The organism is Paenibacillus sp. HGF5 (assembly GCF_000204455.1).
Lineage (GTDB): Bacteria > Bacillota > Bacilli > Paenibacillales > Paenibacillaceae > Paenibacillus_AQ > Paenibacillus_AQ lautus_A.
In genome coordinates, this window is record NZ_AEXS01000050.1 from 1 (window position 1) to 24,542 (window position 24,542).

A 24,542-nucleotide genomic window follows, 5' to 3' on the forward strand; every position below is an offset into this window, starting at 1 on the left:
CCTGATCTCCCGTGGCCCGGCTCAGCGTCTGGCCTTCACTCAAACGGAAAACCTGGAAGCCTACATACTCCCATCCTGCCGTCTGCGGCGTAATCGACAGCACGCATCCGTCCCGGTCCGGTGTTGTTGAGGGCACTATTAAGTTCGGCATGGTCTTTCTCCTCCTTTGTCTCGGATCAGATCAGCAAATCATGAAGGTATTAACCCACTGAAGTACCGGAGGTCAGCTCGGCCAGCTTCACCGAACGGCCCTGTTCCAGCGAGCGTTTAGCCGCCAGCGCGATCAGCTCAGCCTGCAGGCCGTCGTGACCAGTAACGGGCACTGGCGTGCCGTTCTGAAGGCTTTCGATAAACTGCTTCGCCTCGTTCATGTACGCTTCCGTGTACCGTTCCAGGAAGAAATACAACGGCTTGTCACGGGTAACGCCTTCCGGACCGCTGACCACGGCGGTACTTGGATAATCGTTGTCGGCAGTGACGCTACCGCCCGAGCCGAATACCTCCACCCGCTGATCATACCCGTAGACGGCTTTCCGGCTGTTGTCGATGACGCCGAGCGCGCCGTTTTCAAACCGAAGCGTCGTGACGGCAGTGTCAATGTCGCCCTGCTCGCCGATGGCGGGGTCCACCAGCACTGCGCCCTGGGCGAACACCTCGACCACCTCGCTACCCGACAGGTAACGGGCGATGTCAAAATCATGAATCGCCATATCCATAAACAGGCCGCCGGAACCTTTAATATAATCCGGATGCGGGGGGTTCGGATCGCGCGAGGTGATCTTGATCAGATGCGGTTCCCCGATTCTTCCCTCGGATACAATGTCCCGAACGCGTCTGAAGTTGTGGTCGAACCGGCGGTTGAAGCCGATCTGCAGGCTAACGCCTGCCGCTTTCACGGCCGCCAGCGCTTCGCGGGTCTGGTCCACACTCAGACTGACCGGCTTCTCGCAGAAAATATGCTTACCGTTTACGGCGGCCTGTTTAATGAGCGGGACATGCGTATCCGTTGAAGAGCAGATCAACACGGCATCGATATCCGGGCGTTCCAAAATCTCGATGCTGTTGTTTGTGACGACGGGGATGGCGCGCGACGCCGCCCAGGCCCGCAGCTCGTCGCCGGCAAACAGGTCGCCGATGGCCGAAATTTTCGCCCCGGGCAAGCGCAGCAGGTTATCCGCATGGATTTTGCCGATTCGTCCGGCACCGATGATTCCGATGTGAATGGTTTTCATATGAACGTCTCCTCTGCTTCTGGGCTACCAGCGCGCCGTCACCATTTTTTTGCGGGTATAGAATTCCACGCCATCCGTGCCGTTGGCATGCAGGTCTCCATAGAAGGAGTTTTTCCAGCCGGAGAACGGAAAGAAAGCCATCGGCGCTGGAACGCCGAGGTTCACGCCCAGCATGCCGGCATCGATATGTTCGCGGAACTGGCGCACATCGCTGCCATTCTGCGTGAACAGACAGGCCCCGTTGGCGAAATCGGAGCGGTTCGATATGTCAATAGCCTCCTCCAGCGTCTCTGCCCGCATGATGGACAACACCGGGGCGAAAATTTCGTCCTTCCAAATCTTCATCTCGCTTGTCACTTCATCAAAAATCGTCGGTCCGACAAAATATCCGGTTCCGTTCACCGCCTCGTCCTCGCGACCGTCACGAATCAGCTTCGCTCCTTCCTGCTCGCCCGCTTCAATATAAAAGAGCGTACGCTCCTTGTGAGCTTGCCGGATTACCGGCCCCAGGAAGACGCCTTCGTCCGCTCCGTTGCCGATGGAGATTTCATCGGCCGCCTGCTTCAGCTTCCCGATCAGCGGCTCCGCTACGTCCCCCACGGCCACCACCACGGAGCAGGCCATGCAGCGCTCACCGGCAGAGCCGAAGGCAGCGCTGACGATTTGGGTCACGGCGGCGTCCAAATCGGCTGTCGGCATCACGATGCTGTGGTTTTTTGCTCCGGCTAAGGCCTGCACGCGCTTGCCATGGGCAGAGGCGGTTTTGTACACATGCTCCGCCACCGGTTGGGAGCCGACGAAGGACACGGCGGCGATGCCGGGATGCTCCAGCAAAGCGTTGACTACATCATGGGCGCCGTGAACGAGGTTCAGGACGCCGTCCGGCAGGCCGGCTTCCGCGAACAGCTCTGTCAGGCGCTGGGCCAGGAGCGGCGTACGTTCCGAAGGCTTCAGCACGAATGCGTTGCCGCAAGCGATGGCGAGCGGAAACATCCAGCATGGCACCATCATCGGAAAATTGAACGGCGTGATGCCGGCCACAACGCCGATCGGATACCGGTACATGCCGGATTCCAAATGGGTGGCGATGTCCGGAAGCTGCTTGCCCATCATCAGCGTCGGCGCGCCGGCAGCAAACTCGACGCATTCGATGCCGCGCTGGACTTCGCCGTAGGCTTCGGCATAGCTTTTGCCGTTCTCCGCCGTAATCAGGCGAGCCAGCTCCTCCCAGTGCTCCACGAGCAGCTGCTGATACTTGAACAGAATCCGCGCGCGTCGCGGCACGGCGGTCTTGGCCCAGTCGCGTCCGGCTTTGGCGGCGGCCTGCACCGCTTGGTCCACATCCTCCTTGGTGGAAAGCGGAACGTAAGCAAGGATTTCTTCCGTCGCCGGGTTATAGACCGGATCGCTGCGTTCCGATCGGGATGGCACGAATTCTCCGCCGATATAATTGTTCAGGATTTGCGTCATGCGTGTTGGCCCCTTTCGATTGAATCAATCAGAATAAATAATGAATGCTGCTTCAAGAATTGGCGGTAATTTCGCCTCGCTTGCAGCGCTCGATATAATCGAGAACCGCTGCGCTTGTCGGCATCGCATCAGAGCAGCTGTGGCTGGAGATGACGATGCTCGCTGCCGCACTGCCGAACTCCATGCAGCGCTCGATGGCCCAGCCCTGCATCAGGCCGTAGAGGAAGCCTGCGGCATACGAATCCCCCGCTCCGAACGTCTTGATGACCTTCGCCGGAAAGCTTTGGGCCGTATGGCTGGCACCGCCGGGGGTATAAGCGATGGACCCCTCCTTCCCGTGCTTGATAATGACGATTTTGGCCCTGTGATCAAACCACTTGGCAGCCGTGATGCGGTCGCTTCGTTCCGGGTTGCCGCCGAACTGCTCCATCATATCGAACTCCTCGCGCGTGCCGAGGACAATGTCGCATTTTTCCGCCGCTAAATTGTAATAGGTTGCCGTCTCCTGCGGGGATTTCCATGTGTATGGACGGTAATCGAGGTCAAACGCGATCACGGCCCCGTGGCGCTTGGCATAGTCCAGAGCCAGAAACACGGCTTCCCGGGAGGGGCTGGCCGCGAGCGCGGTCCCGGAGATGAGTACCATTTTGGCGGATGCGATTAGCTCCTCGCTCACTTCCCCCGTCTCCAGCAGCAAGTCCGCTGCGTTGTCCCGATACATCAGAATGCTGCAGTCGGTCGGGCTCCTGATCTCGGTAAAAGCCAGACCCGTTACGGCACCCGTGTGGTCGGTGGACACGCCGTTCGTCGCAATCCCGTTATCCTCCAAATATTTGGTAATAAAACGCCCCATCTGATCGTCCGCCACCTTGCCGATGAAGCCTGTATTCAGGCCCAGGCGGGCCATCCCGATACAGATATTGGCGGGGGATCCGCCCACATATTTGGTAAACGTGCTAGTCTCTTCCATCGGCCGGTTAATCTCATTGGCGTTCAGGTCGATGCACAGTCTGCCTACGGCCACGAAATCCATCGTTTTTTCGTTATTGAACGTGATTTCACTCATGGATAAACCTCCTCGTTCGGATCGGCCCTGTCGAGCAACCATATGACTCTGACTCCATGGCTCCGCTCTTCTATGGACCGTTATCACTTACAGCTCGTAAGACTTTCAGTTATCATTAACTTCCCACTGGTAAACACTCTCGGCTCTATCCGCTCTTGAGTGAGTTACGGATACCTGATGAGTATGTTATGATTCCACCCTCAAATGAGAGTCGCGTCGCCTTGAGCCAAGCTCGACCCTCGAGCCGTGGACTTCAGCTCTGCATTTTCGTCAGTCCGTCCAGGCGGTCCAGGTATTCAATCGCCCGTTGGGCGTACTCCTTGGCCGGATGCAGCGCCGGATCCTGCTCACCCTCCAGCATCGCCCAGCCGTCATAGCCGCGTTCAACGAGCTCTCCGATTATCGGCGCGAAATCGATGCATCCATCGCTGGGAACCGTAAACACTCCCCTGCGGATGCAGCTTACGAAATCGCAGTTGTCCAGTCTCGCGTGTTCCAGCACATCAAGCCGGATATCTTTCAAATGGATATATGCGATCCGGTCATAATGCTTGCGGAGCAGCTCCAGCGGGTCGCTCCCCCCGTAATAGGCATGACCGGTATCGTACAGGAGAGACACCAGCGAAGCGTCGGTCATGGCCATCAGCCGGTCGATCTCGTAAGGCTGCTCCACAACCGTACCGCCATGATGATGATAAGCCAGCCTCATGCCGTAACTCGCCGCAATTTCTCCTGCCTGGTTCAGCCCTTCCGCGAGGCTTTTCCATCCGGCCTCATCCAACCGCAGCACGATGCTCTCATTCGGCGTCCGGCGGGGATCGAAATGCAGCGAGCCGCCTACCTCCGCCGTGCTGATGACCTTGCTGCCGAACCCGGCCAGAAACTCCGCATGCCGGCGGTAGTCCTCCAGCTCCTGCTTCCGGTAATCGGGATCGGAGAACAGCACCGACTTCCACTGGGAAACCAGCTGGATCCCGCGGGCATCCAACTCCCGCTTCAGAACCGCAGGATCCTTCGGGAATTTACGGCCCATCTCCGTGCCTGTCAGGCCCAAGGCCGCAATATCATCCACAATCGTCTCAAACGCCGTGCCGTCGCCATGCTCTTTTACATCCTCGCCGACCCAGTTGATGGGATGGATCCCAAGCTTAAACAGCCTGTTGCTCATATTCAGCACTCCTTTGCTTTGTATGGTGGGGGCCTGCTTCCTTGCTCAATTGCCCTTAGCAGGCGCTTCCTTGCCTTGAACACCTTCATAGCCATCCGTCGTTCAGGCTACCTTGACAGCCTTTCTTGTCCGTTCCGCGCTTGCTTTCTCCGGCGCGTGATATTTCGCGTTGGATGACGGTCGTCAACCACATCTCTAGGCTATAAGTTAAAGGCCTTCCAGTGCAGCCGCTTAGTAGGGCCTAGCTTCCTTGCTTCGAGCCGCCATCTGGCGCTGCGCATCGGTTACCTTGCTTGAGGCCGACACCTCCGGCACCTCTACGCGCCACCAGGACTCATAACCGTCGGTGTTCGTTCCCGGAACGACCGGAATTTCGATCAGCGTTGTCACCGTTTCCTTCCGTGCGTGAAGCAGCGCTTCACGCAGCTCCGCCGGCGTGCGGCCCTTGTAGGCTTTGGCACCCAGCGCGCGTGCGTGGGCGGCAAAATCAATCGGAAGATAATCGCCGGTGAGTCGTCCCGTGCCTTCCTCGCGGCGGCGGAATTCGTTGCCGAAGCCGTCGCTGCCGTTGCTCCGCTGCAAATTGTGAATGCATTGGAAGCCGTGGTTGTCGAACAGCAGTATCGTTATCTTGCGGCCTTCCTGCAAGCTGGTGACCAGCTCCGAGTGCATCATCAGATAACTGCCGTCGCCCACCAGCGCATAAACCTCGCGGTCCGGTTCCGCCAGGGCCACGCCCAAGGCGCCGCTCACCTCATACCCCATGCAGGAGAAACCATATTCCATGTGGTACGTCTTCGGTTCGGACGGTCTCCATAACCGGTGCAGATCCCCTGGAAGACTGCCTGCCGCACAGACGATGACCGATGACGGGGAGATGACCTCGTTTATGACGCCGAGCGCCCTCGTCTGCGACAAGCCGTCGGGATGCTCCGCAGCGTACAGACGGTCTACCTCGCTGTCCCACTCGGCTTTCAGCCCGGCAAGTTCGCCTTTTTCGTACCCGGTTTGATAGCCTTTTTGAGACAGGACCCCCTTCAGTGCCTGCAGCCCTTCCTTCGCATCGGCGATCAGCGCTTCGCCGCCGAGCTTGGCTCCGTCCGAGCTGTTGACGTTCAGGTTCAGGAACGATACGTCCTCCCGTTGAAACGCCCATTTGGAGGACGTCGTAAAGTCCGAATAGCGGGTGCCGATGCCGATAATCAGATCGGCCTTTGCCGCTGCGCGGTTCGCCGCCAGCGAGCCGGTTACGCCCATCGCCCCCAGGTTTAGGGGGTGATCCCAGGGAAGCGCGCTTTTACCGGCCTGCGTTTCTGCGACCGGGATGCCGAAGGCTTCCGCAAAGGCTTCCAAATCCCCGGCAGCCTCGCTGTAGTGCACGCCGCCTCCGGCGATGATGAGCGGCCGCTTGCTTGCTGCAAACCGTGCCGCCGCCCGCATCAGTCCTTGTGCCGCAGGCGGTCTACGGTCGATAGCGTGCACGGTTTTTTCGAACAGCGAATCGGGGTAGTCGTAACCCTCGGCCTGCACGTCCTGCGGCAGCGCGAGGGTGACCGCTCCCGTCTCCGCCGGATCCGTCAAAACGCGGATCGCCTGCCGGGCCGCCGCGATCAGCTGCTCCGGCCGGGAGATCCGGTCCCAGTACCGGCTCACCGGCTTGAATGCATCGGCGGCCGACACGGTGTAGTCCGACGAGGCTTCGATCTGCTGAAGCACCGGATCAGGCTGGCGGCAGGCGAAATTGTCCCCAGGCAGCAGCAGTACCGGAATACGGTTCACGGTTGCGGTAGCCGCTGCGGTGACCATATTCAGCGCGCCGGGTCCGATGGAGGAAGTGCAGGCCCAGATTTGCCGACGGTTCTTTTGCTTGGCGTACGCCGTCGCGGCGTGCACCATGCCCTGTTCGTTTTTGCCCTGCATATATACCAGATCCCCTGCGCTTCGTTCCAAGGCCTCGCCAAGGCCGGTCACGTTGCCGTGGCCGAAGATTCCCATCACCCCGCGCACGAACTTCGTCTCCACCCCATCGACGGAAACATACTGTGCGTCCAAAAACTTCAGCAGTGCCTGTGCCATCGTTAATCGAGTCGTTGTCAACCGGTTCATCTCCTTTTCATCGTCAATATATCCTGTGAAGAAAGCCATTTCTGAATTAAGCGCTTAACCCAGCGTACCGAAACGCCTAACCAGCTAACGGTTAAGCGCTTTAATGAAAGTGTATGCCTTACTTGCCTCCCAGCATGCCTTTCAATTTCATGATCTCCGCGCACGCCAGCATCATGATCCCGATCCCGTGGTTGTCATTGATCACCGTGAGCAGATCATGCTTATAATAATCCCCGGTAAACGAATAACGGGATCCGCTGCACACTCCGTGCACGCTGCCGTGACGGTCGATGGCCTGCTCGGTCAAACCCTGCCATGCTCGAATGGCTGCATCGGTAAAAGGTGCAGGCTCCTCCAGCCAGCCGAACCGCACGCCTCTGGCAAAGGCATAGGCAAACATGGCCGAGCAGGAAGCTTCCTCATAAGTTTCCGAATCGGTAATAACCTGCCTCCAGAGTCCCGACTCCCCCTGATAGGAAGCAATTCCGGCGCACAGTTCACGGAAAAACTCAAGCAGCGCAGGCCGGTCCTTATGCTTCTCCGGCAAGCGTTCCAGCAGCTCCGATAAGGAGAACAGGCTCCACCCGTTTCCGCGCCCCCACGGAATTCGGGTCGCTTTCCCGTATTTGAAATCGAATACGTGGCTCATCACGCCTTCCTCGGGCATGAACAGATACTCCCGGTACCTTGAAAACTGCCTGGCCGCTTCGTCCAGATAGGAGGAGTCGCCTGTCATCCCGGCGTACCGTGACAAGAACGGCGTGCTCATGTACAGATCATCCGCCCACATCGTATCCGCGGAATACTCCGAGACGCACAGACGATAGAAAGCGCCGTCCTCCCGGCGTTCCAGGCGGTTCACGATAAAATCCGCAATGACCTCCGCGACCTTAACAACCTCCGGTTTGCCGCTTTCCTTATAGCCTTCCAGCATCGCCGAGCCGAAAGAACCACAGTTATCCAGCATCTTAATCAGGACCAGCTGATGGTTCACGGACGGAAATCCGTAGGTATCCCGGTCCCAGACGGCGTATTCGTACCATTGGGTGCAGATGTCGATATGCGCCCGGGCATATTCCGCGATATCGGGCCGCCCCAGCACTCGCGATGCTTGAAGAAGTCCATACATCGTGACACCGATCGGATAGTCCCAGCGACCGAAATTGGTGGCGGACCCGGAGGTCCATTTGTTGCTCAGCATGGCGTTCTCATAGAACGGCCTGACCCGGTAGCCCGGCGCATCCAGGGACCAGCCGGTCAATCCGCGGCCGTCCGCGCGCGAAAACAGTCTCTTGACCGAGCAAACCTCCTCCGGCGTTTGCTCCTCCACTGCGGCCAGCGGCCCGGCATACATCCACGGAGACGGGGCGCCTTGTACCGGGACGGGAAGCACAAACTCCAGCTCTCCCTGCGAAGTATAGGCATGAAGCTCAACCCCCCATCCTGACGGCCCGCCGCAGCTTCGTACCAACAGATCCCCTCGGCAGACCGAAGCGGGCAGCTTGAAACCGAAGACGCCCCTCTCAATGTCCATAACGGAATCACCGCCGATCCAGATCTCCGTCCTGCCCAGAGCGCTGCCCTTGAACTCGACATGGTCAACGCCGGTAGGCACCTTAAGCCGGCTCCATGCATACCCGGCAGCCGGTGCCTCCGGCAGGCCGAATATCCTCTCGAAATTCGGTTTATCCGCTTCCCCCTCACTCCAGGCTGTACGCGGAAGCCAATCCGTGCCGGTCTCTTCTTCGATCCCATGAGCGTCCGGAAAGACGCCGCTTTCGCCGAGCGTGCCGGCAGCCAGCGGTCCGGCATATGCCCAACCGGCGGTGTCCTTCCGGTCTGCAAAAGGAGACAGCACCTGCAGAATGCGGACCTTGCCCTCCATGGCGCCGAAGCGGCAGCCGAATCCGGCTTCGGTCCTCCGGACCTCGATCAACAATGTGTTCCAGCCCGGGCTCAGCACCAGCGGAATGACGATTTTTGCATCTGGCTTCATCTCGTCCTCGGCACCCGAACGGTACATCAGCCGCTCGTTCAGATAGAAGCGCACCGGGCTGAACGGCATGATCGCGGCATCCAGCGAACGTTCATCGTCGCTCCACACCAGACCAAGGGCGTAGGCGGCCTCCCCTTGCTTCGCTTCCCGGAACCGGTCGCCGAAGTTGAAGTCATAATATCCTTCCTCGGTCTGAATAATGCCCGTTTCGGCGAACGGCCGCAGCGCGAACGGAATTTCCGGGTTCGCCCCGATATAGCGTACTGCGATCGTCTTCAGTATTCCGGCATCATCGTCGCCCATCCAATACCGGATGCTTTCCCGGGCTTCGATATAGCTTGTCATGATGGTTCTCCCCTTTCCGTTCGGTCAAGCCCTGCCGCTTGTGAAAGCTTGATATGAATTTCCTTCACGAAGGGGGTCACCACATTCAGCAGCAGCGTTCGAAATCCGAGCGGATAAGCTGCCTCCCGAACGCCAGCCGCCGTGTGCTGCAATCCGCCGCCGCTGATTTCCAGCCAATCGCCGTCCATCTCGTAACGAATGCTCCCTTCCATCCAGAACTGGGCATCCGCGCCGGCTGGAGCAAGCTCTCCGCCGCTAAGGTTGCCGGCCGCCGGAAAAATCAGCGAGATTTGGGACACGACTTCCTCCGGCTCCGTTGAGGAAACGATCAGCTTCCAGCCGTCGCTCGCTTCCACCACTTCCACCTCCACCTTGTGCCGCTGAACATGCGTCTGCGGACGGCAGTGATGCGGCAGCAAATACCAAGGGCTGACGCCTTCCCTCGCGCTTTCAGGCAGATCGCCTTCCGGCACGGGTCCGTTATAGCCCTTTTCCTGTTCGCCGGATAGCCGGTATCCCTGCTCCAGCGTCGTCAGCCGGCTCATCTTGACAAAGCCGGGGTCAAAATAGGAAGCGAACTGCACGCCCAGAAGGCGTGCCGCTCCATGACGCAGGGAAAAGAAGGAGGACATCTCCGTGCTCACGGTCACGCTGGTTCGGCCCTCACGGATTCGCGCAACCGGAGCGCCGAAATCCGTGTGCATCCGGCTGTATCGGATAACGCCGTGGTGGCCGGCATCGGCAAATCCGGACAAGTAGCGTTCCCTTGGAAATTCGCCGTTCAGCACGACGCGGTAATGCTCCGGCATGGGCGTTGTCTCTGCGCCCTCGCGCATGAGACCCGGATCCAATAGCAGCCGAACGGCTGCGTTGGTCGGTGCTCCGCCGGGATGTTGCAGCAGAGACAGCGACTGTTCCGCCATCCCTTGAAATACCGGATCACGGTCCAGGGCCGCCATCATCAGACACGGCAGGAAGTACCCCGACATATCAAAACTGTGTCCGAAATCCTGCCGTCCGGAATATTCCGTGACAATCTCCCCGTCGGGGTGGACCAAATACGTCATCATCTTCAGATTGGCCCGTACCGGTACCAGCAGCTCCGGACGCTTCAACAGCCTGGCCGCGTGAATCAGCATGACGTCGCTGACGACATTGTAGATCCCGTTGCTGCGCTCGGTCCATTCTCCGTCCAAGGTGGCGTCCATACCTTCGGCGAGCCACTCCTCCGCCCTTTTCAACGCACCCGGCGAATCAAACAGCTCATTCAAGAAGCCCAGTGCCGCGCAGATCACCCATCGGTGGTTCGGTGTATGGCAGCCTCCGGTAATCAGCGCAGGCAAGCTGCGTTCCAGAAACAGCAGCATATCCGCAGCCGCTCCCTTCAGCTCCGCCCAACCGTCAGCCAGAATCAGCTGTGCGGCTTGCGCATATCCGACCACCACGAAGGCGGTATCCGGAGGGGAATGGAAATTCGTCCAGCCTGGCGAAATCGTACCGTCGCCGTGCTGAGCCGCAAGCATATAACGGGCCGAAAGCGCAAACCTGTGTGCCAGCTGCTTATCGCGGTAATATGCGGATGCCGGATTGCAGAGTGCTGCTGCCCATATCGCCATGGCGGTCGGTGTCCCTGTGTTATGGTTGGGCGATGGCAAACCGTTCTCCATGGTGCGAACCCCGCCGTGCCAGCGATGCGTTTCCTCTAAGATCTGGCGGTCCATCCCCTCCCGCACCCAGCTGTCATTGACTTCAAAAACCCTGTTCACCATCAACGATCCTCCTAATATCCATCATCCTTAACCCTTCACGGCACCCAGCATCACGCCGCTGACGAAGTAACGCTGCAGCCATGGGTACACAACAAGAATCGGCACCGTGGCAAATACGACGCTTGCCGCTTTCAGGCTTTCCGTGGTTGCTCTGACGCCGGCTGCCGGTCCCTCGTTGCGGGTCAAATCCGTAATCATATTGTTCTGAACCAGCTGATACAGCTTCAGCTGCAGCGGATACAGCTCTTCCTTCGTAATATAGAGCAGCGTGTCTTGGAATCCGTTCCAGCGACCGACCGCGTAGAACAGGCTCAGCGTCGCGATGACCGGCAAAGACAGCGGCAGAATGATTCGAAGCATCGTTCCGATTTGGCTTGTACCGTCGATCTCGGCCGCTTCCTCCAGACTTTCCGGAATTCCGTTGAAGAAGGAGATCAGGATAATCAGATAAAACGGACTGATCAGCCCCGGAAGAACAAGCGCCCAGATCGTATTCAGCAGGTTCAGATCCTTCACGAGAATGTACTCCGGGATAATGCCCCCGCTGAAGAACATGGTCACAATGATGATAAACATAATCACTTTGCGTCCTTTCAGCTTCTTTTTCGTCAGCGGGTAAGCGGCAATCATCGTCATGACCATGCACAGCACCGTCGTCAGCAGCGTCAGCATAATCGTAAAGCCGAGAGAACGGAGCATGCTGGAATCAGAGAATACGGATTGATATGCCTGAAGGCTGAACTCCACCGGAAACAACGTCACCTCGCCTGAGGTTACCGCCCGGTTGGAGCTGAAGGAAATCGCGATAATATGGAAAAAAGGCGCCAGACAAAGAAGTACGAAAACCGCCAGCAGGATCATGTTCACGGAATCAAAAACGCGGTTCGACACACGCTCGCTCATGAGTGAAACTCCTTTCTGCAACAAACGTTAAATGATGGACTCGTCCGTCAGTTTTTTGGATGCATAGTTCGCGCCGAGGATAAAGACCAGCCCGACAACAGCTTGGAACAGACCGACAACCGTTGCCAGGGTGTACTGCCCGGATTCAAGACCCGTCCGGTACACATAGGTACTCAGCACGTCGGAATAATCCATGACCGCTTTATTGCCGATGACAAACGGACGGTCAAAGCCGATCGAGATCATATTGCCGAGGTTGATGATGAGGAGCGTCACAATCGTCGTTTTCAGGCCCGGCAGCGTGATAAACCAGATGCGCTTGAATCTGCCCGCTCCGTCCACCTCCGCCGCTTCAAACAGCTCCTTGTTGATGCCGGTCAAGGCAGCCAGATAGAGGATGGTTCCCCAACCGGCGCTCTGCCACACCCCCGTTGCCAGGTACGTAATGAGCCACGTGTTTTTTTCGGTTAAAAAAGGTACCGATTCAAAACCGAGCGCCATCAGCATGTTGTTGATCATGCCGGATTGCGTGCCGAACACCTGGTATACGATGCCGCCTATGATAACCCATGAAATGAAATGGGGAATGTACAATATCGTTTGGGATAAACGTTTAAACCACTGGATTCTAAGTTCATGAAGCATGATGGCGAGAATCAAAGGCGCGGGAAATGAAACCACAAGGTCCAGCAGGTTGAGCATCAGCGTATTGCGGAGGGTTTTATAAAAATCCTGGGTCTGGAAAACCTCGCGAAAGGCATCCAGTCCAATCCATTCACTCCCGGTGATCCCTTGGAAGAAGTTGAAGTCCTTAAAGGCGATCTGCACGCCCCACATCGGGCCGTATTTGAAAATAATGAAATAGACCAAAGGCAGAACAAGCAGTGCGTATAATTGCCAGTACCGGCGCAGGTAAACGGTTCCTCTCATCTGTATCATCCTCTCCTTGCTCATGACGCCGGGAGCGAAGGAACGGCCTCTTGATGAAGCCGTTCTTTCCCTTTTCCCGCTGCTTTACTTGGATTGCATTTCCTGATAAACTTTGGTCCGCTCATCAAGAATGGCTTGGCCGCCGCTGACCATGTAATCCTTCATGGTCGCTTCAAATGTTTTCTCGAAGTCTTCCGGTTTCGCCATGGCCGTCTTCACGATCATCTCTTCGTATTTGGCCTGCAGGTTCGTGCCGTATTTCGCCTCGGCCTCGATCGGACGGTCGAAGTTGACCGGCTTAAACGTATCCGTTGCCGAGATTTCCACGGCCTTGCGGTGCAGATCCTGAAACTTTTCCGGGAAGTTGGTTGTCAGTTTCTCCCGGTTCTGCGTTTCGTCGCCTACAAAATTACCGTTGGCGATAATGGCAATGTCGCCGCTGTTGTAAAGCCGGTCAATCACCTCTTGAGGGGCGTCGGTCTTCATGACGGGAATGCCGTCCACCATTTCGTAGTTCTCGCCTTCCACGCCGTTTTGCAGCGCCAGCAGATTGTCCGGGTCGGCCATCCAATTCAGGTATTTGATCGCTTCTTCAGCATGTTGGCTTGTTTTCGGAATCATGATGTACATGCCGTTTGGCGCGTATTCCGGCTTCGCATGCTTGCCTTCGGAGTTGGTGAATGGATCAATCGGCGTAAGCTTGGCGTCCGGCTGGTTTTTGAGCAGCGTATCATAGGTGCCGTCCGCGTAGTACATGTTCGGATAATCCTCCGTCAGGAAGCCCGTAAGACCGTTGGTCACGTCCTGTGTCAACTGCTTCTTGTCTTCGTCCAAACTGAAGTCGCGGCTGATCAGCCCTTCATTGTAAAGCTTGTTGAAAAATTGCAGCGCATCCTTAAAGCCCGGAAGCAGCGTCGGATAGTCGTTGGCTCCGAGCTTTTGCAGCAGCGTATACTTCTGCTCTTCCGTAGTCGGCTGAATAAAGGACCAGATCAGCGGATCATATTGAGCCGGTTCGATCGTCATGCCGAAGGGAATCACCTTCCCGCCGGTTTCGCCCGGATCCTTTTCTTTAAAAGCTTTCAAAACCGCGTACAGCTCATCGGTCGTTTGAGGCACCTTCATGCCGAGCTTTTCCAGCCAATCGGCGCGGATAAAGGAAGAATACTTGCCAAGGAAGGCCCGTTTGCCGGGAACAGCGAACTGCTTGCCCATGTACTGGCCGTAACTCATCGCGTCCTCATCGAGGAATTCCTTCAGATTCGGACCGTGCTCGTTGATCAAATCCGTCAGTTCCGTCAGCCCGCCTTGCTCCGCGTAGCGGTTGAAGGTCGGCGTGTCATACGTAAATACGATATCCGGCACATTGCCGCCGCTGGCCATGAGAACGTTCAGCTTCTTGATCTCCTCGGAACGGGGGACCGGTACGAATTCCATCTTAATGTTGTTCGGGGTTCCAAAGTTGTCCTGGATATATCGGGTAAGATAACTGTCGGTGATGGTATAAGGTTTCGGTGTATTGCCGCGGTCAAAAATTTCGACCTTCAGCGTAACCTGCTTGCCGTCATTGGAGCCGGAATCCCCGTCCGAAGCATTGGTGCTGCTGCCAGAGCCTGAGGAGCACCCGGATAATACGACCGTTCCGACCATCAGCATGACCAGCGTGAGCTTTGCGAGCTTGCCCCATGTTTTCTTGCTTGCTGCCATCATTACATCCCCTTTTCTATTTGGATTATGTCCCTGCCGATTTGCGCCGATCTTATTCATGATAGAAAGCTGCGGATTCATCCGAATTGCTTCGGACCCTGTAATGTAAGCGCTTAACCTTTCGGGTGTTCTCAGTATGCCTCAGAGGCAAGCGGATGACAATAAACCAAATTCCAAACGTGACAACCCGCTTCGTTACAAGGTTTTAACGTAGGAAAATGACTATTTTCGTTATCTAAACCGTTTTCTAATCATGACTGTAGTGCTTGATATATCCGGTGTTTGTTCCGTTTGCAGAACCCTTCCACATAACCCGTTGCATTCGGAACGCATACCGACATTCACCAGAAAATGCGAAACGGGTGCTGCTTCCGGCCGGAAATTTCTGCACCCGTTTCTGGATAAACTATATTCATAAACCGTTTTCGTTATCGAAGCCTGTCTAGGATCCGAGCTCCGTCCCCGGTGCAGGCTTCATTTGCAGCTTGCGGTAGTCGCCCGGCGTCACACCCGACGTTCGTTTGAACACCCGCCCGAAGGTAATGGAGTTGGCGTATCCAATCTTCTCCGCAATTTCCTGTATCGAGAGGTCGGTCTGCGCCAGAAGCTCCTCCGCCCGCTTCATGCGCAGCTGTACCAGGAAATCCACGAATTTCATATCGTATTCCATTTTAAACAGATAGCTTGCATATTTACCGGATATCTGAAAACGGTCGCTCAGATGCTTCAGGGACAAATTCGGATCGTCGAAATGCTCTTCAATATAGTGTTTCATTTCGCTGATCATGGCACGGTAGCTCTTGGTTTCGCTAAGCGCTACATAGGTGCGGTAAATTTCCGTTAACTGATCGGTGATCCTGCTCTGCAGCTCCTCTAAGGATGCGGCTCCAGCCAGTACATGCTCCCTGCCCTCCGACAGCTGGTTCCTCAGCTCATCGGATAATACACCGACCTCCCGGGACAGCAGCTGAAGCATGCTGTTGACCAGAGAACGGATCGTATCGTCCTTCAGACGCTCTGCCTTGAATGAAGCGAACATGTCCTTCAGCCGGGTTCTCCAGCCTTCATTATTTAATCGGAAGTCCTTGACCAGCTCCGAAATTTCATTCAGGTAAGGAAGCAGGCGGCTTAAATCTCCCCGGGGCAGCTCGTCGCCGACCAGCACGGCATGATCGCCCATCGCCAGCCTGTGCCCGAGCGCCTCGGAGGCTGATTGGTGCGAAGCGCCTATTTCATGCAGCCCGGCAACCGTGCTGCCCAGCCCGAACCTCACCGACAAACGAAGCTTTTCCTCGACCCAGCCCCGACACTCCTCCGCTGCGCGTATCAGGGAAGAACGCGTCTCCTCGTTCATCCCCGGAAGCGCGATCAGAATGCCTACGCGGCTGCCGGCGATCCATTCAATCCAGCTGTTGAAGCCGGCATTGCGTGCAAGCTCCTGAAACACGTTCATCAAGGCAAACTTCAGCACGTTCTGGTCGCGGACGGTATGAACGTCCTGAAAACCGCTGTAATCATTGATTTCACCGAGCAGGATGACGTAACCCGCCGGCTGTTCCGGCAGCTTCATCGGCGTCAGCTCTGCCATCCGGGATAGCAGTTCCTTTTCGGGCTTCTGCCCGCTGATCAGGTCCATGAACAGCTGGCTGCGCTGAAGCTGGAGATTCTCGTGCCGCTTTTTGTCATAGTCCATGGACCGGCTGATCAGGCTTTCAAGCGCACTATCGATCATGGAAAGCTCATCCTTGGCGGCCTGGGGCATGTTGAGCTGAATGGACTCGATGCGGTTCATCATGGCTTTGATCGGCTGATAATTCCGCTTGGTAACATAAACGATATAAATAACGGCAAGCACAACGGTTACGAAGCCGATCACGATCCAGATGTAGGAAACGACCGACACCCAGGCATAGAGCTGCCCGACCCGGAGACCGCTTTCAAAAGTCCATCCCAGCTGATCCGATTGCAGCCTCGTCAGAACCTTGCCTTCTTTGGCCCGCTTATCCTCTCCGATTTGGGATGCTTCAAATATGAGATCTCCGCTGGAGTCCAAAATATTCAAAAAGGAAACGCTGTCATTTATCATCGGATTGATCATCTGCTCCACCCGGTACATGCTTACGTTAATGACGAGCAGCCCTTGGCTCCCGAAGGGAAGCGGCAAATTTTTATACATGGAGATGACCTGCTTCGGCTCGTTCTCCCCGAGTCCCGTCATGGATCGAACGGCGGACCACCCCCGGTAGTCGTGCTCTTTCACGGCAAACTCGATATAAGAACGGTCCGGAAAAGTCGAGAGCGGGCTTTGGCCGCTGGTGGTCAGCACCGACTGATCCGAATGACGGTATAAATAGACCGATTCGATCAGGTCGCTGCCCGATTGCAACCCGCGGAGACGTTTGACAAGCGAGTACATCAAATTTTGGTCGGATGACGGATTGCTGAACAGATAGCTTGAGTATAGGGCACTCGTCTCCACTTCGTTCAGCACGTTCATCTCGATGGCGTTGATGGAACGATCCAGATCTTCCATAATAAAACGCGTGGAAATTCCGTTCGCCTTGGCTGCCTCTTCGCGCGAGGCCTCATTAAACATGATGAATGACAGAAACACCAGGATCGTAATCGTGACGAGGAATATGGGAAAATAGGAGAGAAGCAGCTTGCGGTACCAGTTTTGCTGCAAAGAAGTCATTCCTTTCTCTTCCAGGTTAAGCGTTTTACTTATGCTTGTGCTATATTGTAGCATGTCCGTGTCCCTCCCTGGAAGAGGGCTGTCTTCGAAAGACGGACGCTGATAAAGCTATGAAATGAGGACATCCATTGTTACAATAAAAAAAGCCGCGATTATCGCGACTTCTTCTATGCTTATGTCCACGACCCGCCCGAACTGCAAAGCTATTCGAGCTCAGAGGCAGGATTACGTTTCGAGTACTGCTCAGCCAAGGTTAAACGCCCATTCCGTTCATGAACTCCGAGATCATGATTTTCCGTCCGGTCTTGGCGCTTTCCAATGCAGCCAGCACCATCGCCATGCTGTATACGTTGTCGCTGCAGTCCGTTTCCGGCTTGATGCCGGCTTCCAGTGCGTGAAACATATTTTCCAGGCAGCCATGATGTCCGGTCTTCGCCATGGCAGGCAGCATGCCTTCGATCCGCTCATACTTCCGAATGAAGCTTCCCGATTGATCCCCTTCCGCCACGACCTCCGCATAGATCTCGTCATGTCCGTCCCAGATTGCCGTTCCCCTCTCACCCGTAACGCGCCAGGCGGCTTCCCAGGAGGTTTGAGCGCCTTCGGCACACCAGGACCCGCGGTAATTGAACACGGAGCCGTCCGACATTTCATAGATGCATATCGCCATCGCATTGCCGGCGTACCAGGAACCGGGCGGGTTGAACTCCTGACAATATACGGATACCGGATCGGCTCCGCTGATCATGCGGGCCTGATCGAAGGTGTGAATGGCCATATCAAGCAGCAGGGGACTGTCCATCAGGTCCCGAAATCCGCCGAAATGCGCGCCAAGAAAGAAATCGGCCCCTATGAAACCGGGCTTTCCGATCGCTCCGCTATCGATCAAAGACTTGAAAGCCCGTATTCGCGGATCAAATCGGCGGTTTTGCATGACGGCATGGGTTTTGCCTGCAGACTCCGCCAACTTCACGATATCCAGACATTCCGTCATCGATTCCGCTAACGGTTTTTCGCTGAATACATGACACCCGTGCTTCAGCGCCGCCGTGCTAATCCCATAGTGGCTGGCGGGAATGGTCACATCGAATACGATATTCGCACCGCTTGAAGCAAGTGCATCGTTAATATTGTTATACGTCTGACATGAAAGACCGTGCCGATCGGCAAATGCCTTCGCGAAAGTCTCCTGAATGTCCACGAGACCCACGATTTCAACGTCCTCCCGCCCTTTTGCATAATCCGCCCAAGTATTCGCCATGCTCCCGCATCCCGCGATAACAACTTTAAACGCCGTGGTCATATTTCCATTACTCCCCCTGAATACGTCATCGTTTGGTTAACCGCTTTCAATTCATCGCCTTGTGGTTGTAATCATTCCAATATTGGCTTAATGTAGATGAAGCAACTTCATTATAATGGCGATACACAACTATATCTCTATACAACCTTGTGCAATACCACTCTTATCTTGCGGTTCGAGGTGATTTCGTATGTCCTATCCTAGAGAGCTTCATGAGAATACCAGGCTTGGCGATAAGGCGTATCCCGTACAGGTATTTCATAACCGCTGTCCCGGTGCCAAAACGAAGGATTGCATCCTCTATCTCCACTGGCATGAGCACTTTGAGATCCTATGCATGCGCCAAGGTCACGCCGTCTTCCATATTGATACTACCCCTTATGTCGTTAAGGCTGGAGAGTTCATCATCATCCCGGGCGGCAGCCTGCATGTGGGTTATGCCCTCGAGGATGGCGATGTACGGTTTGATTGCGTCGTTGTGAATGCATCCCTGTTTAACGATTCGCTTCATGATCCGGTACACGCGCGTTATGTCGCTCCATATATGGAAGGCCGGCTGCGTTTCCCCGTCAAGCCTGCGGAGAGTGACCCGGCTGGCTCAGAATGTTATCCGCTGCTGGATGAAGTCATTGAAGAGCTTGCCGTCCGCCGTCCGGCTTATGAGCTTATTGCCAAGTCGAAGCTGTACACCCTGTTCGTTCTGTTGGCGCGCACATTCATGCCTGCACAGCTCGCGGAGAAAACGAACGAGCCTTATTTTGCCAATCGGGAGCGTTATAAAAAGCTGATACAGCATATCGAGAACAACATCGGCGAGAAATTGCCTGTGGAGGCCGCCGCTGCGGAGGTCGGCTTGAATCCGTTTCACTTTTGCAAAATGTTCAAGCGTTTAACGGGCCGCACCTTCGTGGATTACGTCAACCTGACCCGGATGAATGAAGCGGAGCGGCTGCTTCGCGAACGGACGTTGACCATCACGGAAATTGCCGGCATCGTCGGCTGCAGCAACCCGAATTATTTTACCAAGCTGTATAAACAGTACAAGGGCATGACGCCTTCCCAGGCAAGAATGATATAAAGCTGCGAGTTGATCCTGATTCCTTGGCTGTATTTCAAGCTGCTCCTCTGCCCGATGATAAATTGGCACCATGCATAACATCAATACTCCTTCCTATTAGCAGAAATAAGACTCAACTCCAGCAAAGGCTGCTGTATGTTGAGTCTTTTGGCATTCGTTATCGCATCGGCGCTACCCCGCTTAATACGCCTTGGGCACCTCCACTTTCCTGGTGTTCCCGTCTTCGTTCGTGAAATAGATATGAACCCCATGGTCCTGATCGTCCAGAAAATACGAGACGTATTTGCTCTCATCCACCTTCATCGGCACCAGGAGAGTCGCGATGCGATGGCTTGAAGCTGACTTCGTCTCCGCATGCAGATGCCACTGGTTATCCAGCCCTTCGATCTCTTCCGGATCGACGCCGGTGAATTGATTATGCTGATTCAGCGATAGATCGCCTGAGGAGCAGTACACGAATCGCCCTTCCATCTCCGCTTTGCTGCCCATTACCCGAAACGTCTGCCCCGACAGCTTCATCCGGTTCAAGGTATGGAACAGCCACTCGATGCTGGCTGGCTTGGCAAGGTCCACCGTATCCACGATCACAACATAAGATTCGTCGAAGAAATAGATTTCGCGCACATAACGCTCCAGGTAGGGGACGTTCTCCCGATAGGCCTGCGTTGCATTCATGCGGGTGTACCCGAAGCCAGCTGCAGCATCGACGTGCTCCACCCTGCCGCTGGCCTCGATGCAGAGAACCTTGTCTTTTCCCGCATACTGACCATGACCATCAATAAGAATATTATTCGTGGAATGCGTCTGCCTCCGCCAGTTCATATGCATCGTGCTTCCGAAGGCGACATAGTACCCGCTCTCGATTGCCAGAGGCTCGCCGTATGCGTGCAGCAGGAACCCGTTCTGGTCACCGTGGCTGTGGCTCATCGAGCCGTATCGGCTGCTCTTCGCCAGCAGCATGATGTGCTCATCCGGATCATCCATCCGGTGATGCATCGCCACCCAGTCAATATCGCGGAACCATTTGACGGATTGAATAGCCCCTTCATTGGGTTCTGAAGCGTCCGATAAGGCAAAGGGTACGGTATCCGATGGAGGAACGGCTTCCACTTGAGGATAGTCATGCCGATACAGCATATCGTCAAACCGGAAATCCCACCAGCCGTAATTATAAAATTTGGAGTCGGCATCCGTATCCGATTTGGCCACTTGTTCGAAATACCATTGATACAGCCCGTTTCCCGTAATGCCTGCAAACTGGCGAATATTGAAAGCCGTCTTCAGGCTGACAGGTTCTCCGAGGTAGGACTGGTCGCCGAAGCTGGCCCGAATCGTATCCGGACTGCTGCAGTATAGCGGAAAATCGCCGGTGCGCCCGAAAAACGGACGTTTATAAAAATCGATCGCTACGTAATTGCGGATGAGATTGAGCGCATCGATCACGAATGCCATGCCGGTTGTCCAATAGAGCGGCCCTTCTGCCCAGCCCCCGTCCTCTCCGCCCCATGGGGAGTAGAGGCAGGCGTAGTATTCCAGCGTGTAATCCAGCCATACCCGCGCGCTCGCTTCTTCATGAAGCATGGCGATGCAGCCCGGGACCAGAACCGAGGATAACGAACGAACCGCATGGCTGTCGTAAGGGACATGATGGATCTTCGAGCGCTCCATCACATGGAAGGCCACCTGCTCGGTACGGCGCAGCAAGGCGCCCCTGACGAGATCAATCTCCTCAGCGCCGAGGTAATCGTGAAGCCAATCGTACCCCCAGGCAAGCGCCCCGACCATGCGGAAGGCGGCTTCATCGTTGTAATCTCGGGACGTTGTTCCCTCCGTATCCCAACGGGCCGCGTGGAGCAGCCACGTTTTCGCTTTGACTATCAAAGCATCATCCCGCAATATAACCCCTGCCACGCTTAAATGCCGGATGGCATAGAGCGTTTCTTGGCAATCCATGTACATTTGTCTCCACAGCTTCGCGACGCGCTTGTTGCCCGGATAACGCTCCGGTTCCGGGATTAACGGCTTATTCACCCATGGGAGGACCGATTTCTCGTAAAAGGCCTGCCAGCCGCAGTAATCTTCATCCTTGCGGAGACCTTCCCGGAACGTCTCAATCCCCTTTTCGTCCAACCATAACCGCGGATGACCGGTATACGTGCGTTCGTACCTTTCCGCTCTGCCAGGCAGGGGAGTTTCGGGCAGCCCCTCCGGGACATGAAACATTCGGGATTGGCTCCAAGATGAACGGGTATGCTCCAAGTCCGCGGTAGTCTCCTCTTGCTCCCCGGTCAGCAAGGCATAACGCCAATAATAAGTACCGGGCTCCAGCGGTCGATCCGGAGTGTATAAGTTATAGGGAATCGGCGATATCGTCGTCGTGGCCCCCGCTTCATAAGAGGGTGAAGTCGAGATCTGCAGCATATAACGGTCGTCCTCGAGCTGTCCCGGCATCCAGGTGAAACGGGGAGGATTCTCGAGCAGCTTACTCCCTTCGTCCGGTTGATACGGCACGGACAATAATCCGCTTTTCGGTTCAAACAAGGTTTTCATCGAGCTCCCTCTCCTTCAACCCGTTGTTGGTCATTGTAAAGCTTCTTGCCGTTCTTCCATCGGACAGATGGAGCCAATCCCCGTCCGCAGCATGCGTCCATCCCAAGGATATCGGCTCATTGCCGGCACGATAGACGACGATGAAGCGGGCTTTCGAATCCATTCGGTGAAGCCGGATTCCTTCCATGGGACGGCTGGGATCGTCAGCAAGCCCAGGTGATTCCACTCGTGAACATACCATTCCTTCAAAGGTGGCAAAGGATGCTACCGCAAGCGCTCCCGACTCGTTAGCGATATGAAGGTCCACCTGCATACCGTCTCTGGACCATACATTAGAGGAGCGCTCTTTTACGTATGCGTGTCCGTCCTCGTTTCCAGGTTCCGCCGACCCGCTGATCTGAACCTCATCCGAACTTTCGCGAAGCTGCCCCGTGCCGACGTAATGAAACCACCAATCCACGGCGGCCGGTTCATCCAATTCAACTTCGAACCAATCCAGCAGCCAATCTTCCGCCATGATCAAATGCCGGTCCAGAATGCCATGATCGTAGGCCTCATCGGTCCGAACCCAAATATAGGAACGGTTTGGAGCGGATTCATACCGCTTGCATTTGCCTTCGGCCGGATTCTGCGAGCGGCCGCCTACGGAGACGGTGTTGTGGCAGGCAGTATGGGGGTACCATTCCTTCTTTAGAACCGATCCATAAGGTACCGTTCCTCGATCTGGCGAAAGAGGTTGATCCCCGGCATGAATCATCAAATTCAATTTATCAAAGTGACCATGCGATCCGCCATGAGGGCCAAAATCAATCAAAGCTTGAAGGCCTTGGGGATGGTTCGTCCTTAACAGGGCGAACCCGCTTTGAGGAAGAACAAAGGAATAAGGAGCATCGCCGTCCGCATGGTTCAAGGTAACGCCTGCGATCCCCCCCGCTTCATGAGCTGTCGGATCACGATCTGCTTGCATAGCGTCTCCCGGTCTTGGGACCTCACGCGTGACCTGTACTTCGATAACATCACCCGTTTCCCATATCTCTCCCGATTTCAACATGTGGGAGTTCCCCTTGCCGGGAGCTGCCCTTCCGTTTCGGCCATCCCATGATCCCGTACCGTACAGCAGTGCCTCCAGCATGCCGATTCTGCCGGCTGCTCCGTTCAGTTCCCGATAGGCATGGCCAAGCAATCGTCGATAGCTCTTATCCCCATATATGGATAAGCCGATCTCCGCAACTTCCGCAATTTCTCGCGCGTATGGAGCCCTGCGATAAGGACCATCGTGAAGTGCAGGCAGGAAGCCGTTTGGATCTGACAATCGGACCAGGACCGATAACATTCCCTGCATGCATTGGCCTTGCTCCCCTCTCAGGGAAAAAAGCTCTTCACCAACCCTGCTCCCCATTTCCGCAGCAATCAGGTAAGCACGGAGCACGAATACGTGATAGTAAATGCTGCCTTCAAATTCAAGCTGATCGGGCTTGACGGCAAGGGTGAGATGATGGCGGAGCCCGCCTTCCTGCTCAACCAGCTGCTTCAGCTTTTTCGTTTCGCCTTGCACCGCATAGATGCAGAACAAAGCGGCGATCAGCCAAGCGGTATAATTGTTCTCAGGATTTCCGCGTTCCCGGGACAAAATATGATGATATTCCGTCATGCTGCTCTCCAGCATGTGCAGGAACCGGTCAATCTTCCGAAGGGCCACCTCATCAAACCATACGCCCTCATCCCGCAGAAGCAGATATCCACGAAGAAGCGTCGTTGCCCAGATGGCTTCGGTTAAAGCCTGATGGAATGCTCTCCCTTTCAGCATCCATGGCTGCGCATCCGGGTGGACAGGATACAGCGGAAATTGCTCCGCATACCGAATGATCAGCCTTTTTCCAAGATCGGCGTAAATCTTCTCCCCCGTGCCGGCATAGACTGCTGCGGATTGCAGAGCATATCGGGCCATGGCCTGATGCTTGAATACCAGCCATGCTCCCCGATACGGTTCTCCTTCCCATTCGCAGCCATGCGGACAGCGAAACGTGCTGTCGTCGGCTTCCAGAGGATCAAACACCAGCTCCGTGTGATGTTCGGGACAAACGAATTGGTGCCACCAGCCGCCGGGCTCGAGGGGGACATCCAGCTTCCGGTCGATCACTTGGTCCAGCTCGGCCTTCAGGATATCGATCGTTTGCACGCTCCACGCGTACGAGTTCAGCTTCGCCTTCACCTTCATCCAATC

General features: G+C 55.7%; 16 protein-coding genes. 1 reads left to right on the forward strand and 15 read right to left on the reverse strand.

The features are described 5' to 3' along the window. From HMPREF9412_RS08030 to HMPREF9412_RS08090, 13 genes are all read right to left on the reverse strand, one after another. Positions 1-151: 5-deoxy-glucuronate isomerase (locus HMPREF9412_RS08030; RefSeq protein WP_009590953.1), on the reverse strand; the 151-nt coding region annotated here is incomplete at its 3' end. A 49-nt stretch (positions 152-200) separates the two neighbouring features. After that, positions 201-1,232: an inositol 2-dehydrogenase gene (gene iolG / locus HMPREF9412_RS08035; RefSeq protein ID WP_009590950.1), complete on the reverse strand. Its 1,032-nt coding sequence runs from the start codon at positions 1,230-1,232 to the stop codon at positions 201-203. Positions 1,233-1,256: 24 nt separating this feature from the next. Beyond that, the gene (locus HMPREF9412_RS08040; RefSeq protein ID WP_009590942.1) at positions 1,257-2,702 is read right to left on the reverse strand and encodes a CoA-acylating methylmalonate-semialdehyde dehydrogenase; all 1,446 of its coding nucleotides are present in this window, start codon (positions 2,700-2,702) and stop codon (positions 1,257-1,259) included. A 52-nt stretch (positions 2,703-2,754) separates the two neighbouring features. Next, positions 2,755-3,768, reverse strand: coding sequence for a 5-dehydro-2-deoxygluconokinase (gene iolC / locus HMPREF9412_RS08045; protein ID WP_009590930.1), 1,014 nt, complete (start codon positions 3,766-3,768; stop codon positions 2,755-2,757). Positions 3,769-4,021: 253 nt separating this feature from the next. Continuing rightward, on the reverse strand, positions 4,022-4,936 hold the full coding sequence (iolE, locus tag HMPREF9412_RS08050) for a myo-inosose-2 dehydratase (RefSeq protein WP_009590932.1): 915 nt from the start codon (positions 4,934-4,936) through the stop codon (positions 4,022-4,024). A gap of 231 nt (positions 4,937-5,167) precedes the next feature. Next, positions 5,168-7,033, reverse strand: a complete 1,866-nt coding sequence (gene iolD, locus HMPREF9412_RS08055; protein ID WP_036671657.1) for a 3D-(3,5/4)-trihydroxycyclohexane-1,2-dione acylhydrolase (decyclizing) — start codon at positions 7,031-7,033, stop codon at positions 5,168-5,170. Positions 7,034-7,160: 127 nt separating this feature from the next. Then, positions 7,161-9,383: a glycoside hydrolase family 88/105 protein gene (locus HMPREF9412_RS08060; RefSeq protein WP_009590952.1), complete on the reverse strand. Its 2,223-nt coding sequence runs from the start codon at positions 9,381-9,383 to the stop codon at positions 7,161-7,163. After that, positions 9,380-11,152, reverse strand: coding sequence for a hypothetical protein (locus HMPREF9412_RS08065; protein WP_009590937.1), 1,773 nt, complete (start codon positions 11,150-11,152; stop codon positions 9,380-9,382). The genes HMPREF9412_RS08060 and HMPREF9412_RS08065 overlap by 4 nt, the downstream gene beginning before the upstream one ends. A gap of 27 nt (positions 11,153-11,179) precedes the next feature. Further along, on the reverse strand, positions 11,180-12,055 hold the full coding sequence (locus HMPREF9412_RS08070; RefSeq protein ID WP_009590939.1) for a carbohydrate ABC transporter permease: 876 nt from the start codon (positions 12,053-12,055) through the stop codon (positions 11,180-11,182). A 27-nt stretch (positions 12,056-12,082) separates the two neighbouring features. Continuing rightward, positions 12,083-12,985, reverse strand: a complete 903-nt coding sequence (locus HMPREF9412_RS08075; RefSeq protein ID WP_009590954.1) for an ABC transporter permease — start codon at positions 12,983-12,985, stop codon at positions 12,083-12,085. A gap of 84 nt (positions 12,986-13,069) precedes the next feature. Next, positions 13,070-14,695 (reverse strand): extracellular solute-binding protein, encoded by a 1,626-nt coding sequence (locus HMPREF9412_RS08080; RefSeq protein ID WP_083829914.1) that lies wholly within the window; start codon positions 14,693-14,695, stop codon positions 13,070-13,072. 439 nt (positions 14,696-15,134) lie between these two features. Continuing rightward, positions 15,135-17,441 (reverse strand): helix-turn-helix domain-containing protein, encoded by a 2,307-nt coding sequence (locus HMPREF9412_RS08085; protein WP_009590955.1) that lies wholly within the window; start codon positions 17,439-17,441, stop codon positions 15,135-15,137. A gap of 199 nt (positions 17,442-17,640) precedes the next feature. Continuing rightward, complete coding sequence (locus HMPREF9412_RS08090) at positions 17,641-18,690, reverse strand: Gfo/Idh/MocA family protein (RefSeq protein WP_009590940.1); 1,050 nt, start codon at positions 18,688-18,690, stop codon at positions 17,641-17,643. A 190-nt stretch (positions 18,691-18,880) separates the two neighbouring features. On the opposite strand from HMPREF9412_RS08090, the gene HMPREF9412_RS08095 reads away from it, so the two are divergent. Next, positions 18,881-19,768, forward strand: coding sequence for a helix-turn-helix transcriptional regulator (locus tag HMPREF9412_RS08095; RefSeq protein ID WP_009590945.1), 888 nt, complete (start codon positions 18,881-18,883; stop codon positions 19,766-19,768). 180 nt (positions 19,769-19,948) lie between these two features. Here HMPREF9412_RS08095 and HMPREF9412_RS08100 read toward each other — a convergent pair whose 3' ends face one another. After that, on the reverse strand, positions 19,949-22,318 hold the full coding sequence (locus HMPREF9412_RS08100; RefSeq protein ID WP_009590951.1) for a DUF4962 domain-containing protein: 2,370 nt from the start codon (positions 22,316-22,318) through the stop codon (positions 19,949-19,951). Then, on the reverse strand, positions 22,302-24,536 hold the full coding sequence (locus HMPREF9412_RS08105; RefSeq protein WP_009590929.1) for a heparinase II/III domain-containing protein: 2,235 nt from the start codon (positions 24,534-24,536) through the stop codon (positions 22,302-22,304). The genes HMPREF9412_RS08100 and HMPREF9412_RS08105 overlap by 17 nt, the downstream gene beginning before the upstream one ends. Positions 24,537-24,542: the final 6 nt, after the last annotated feature.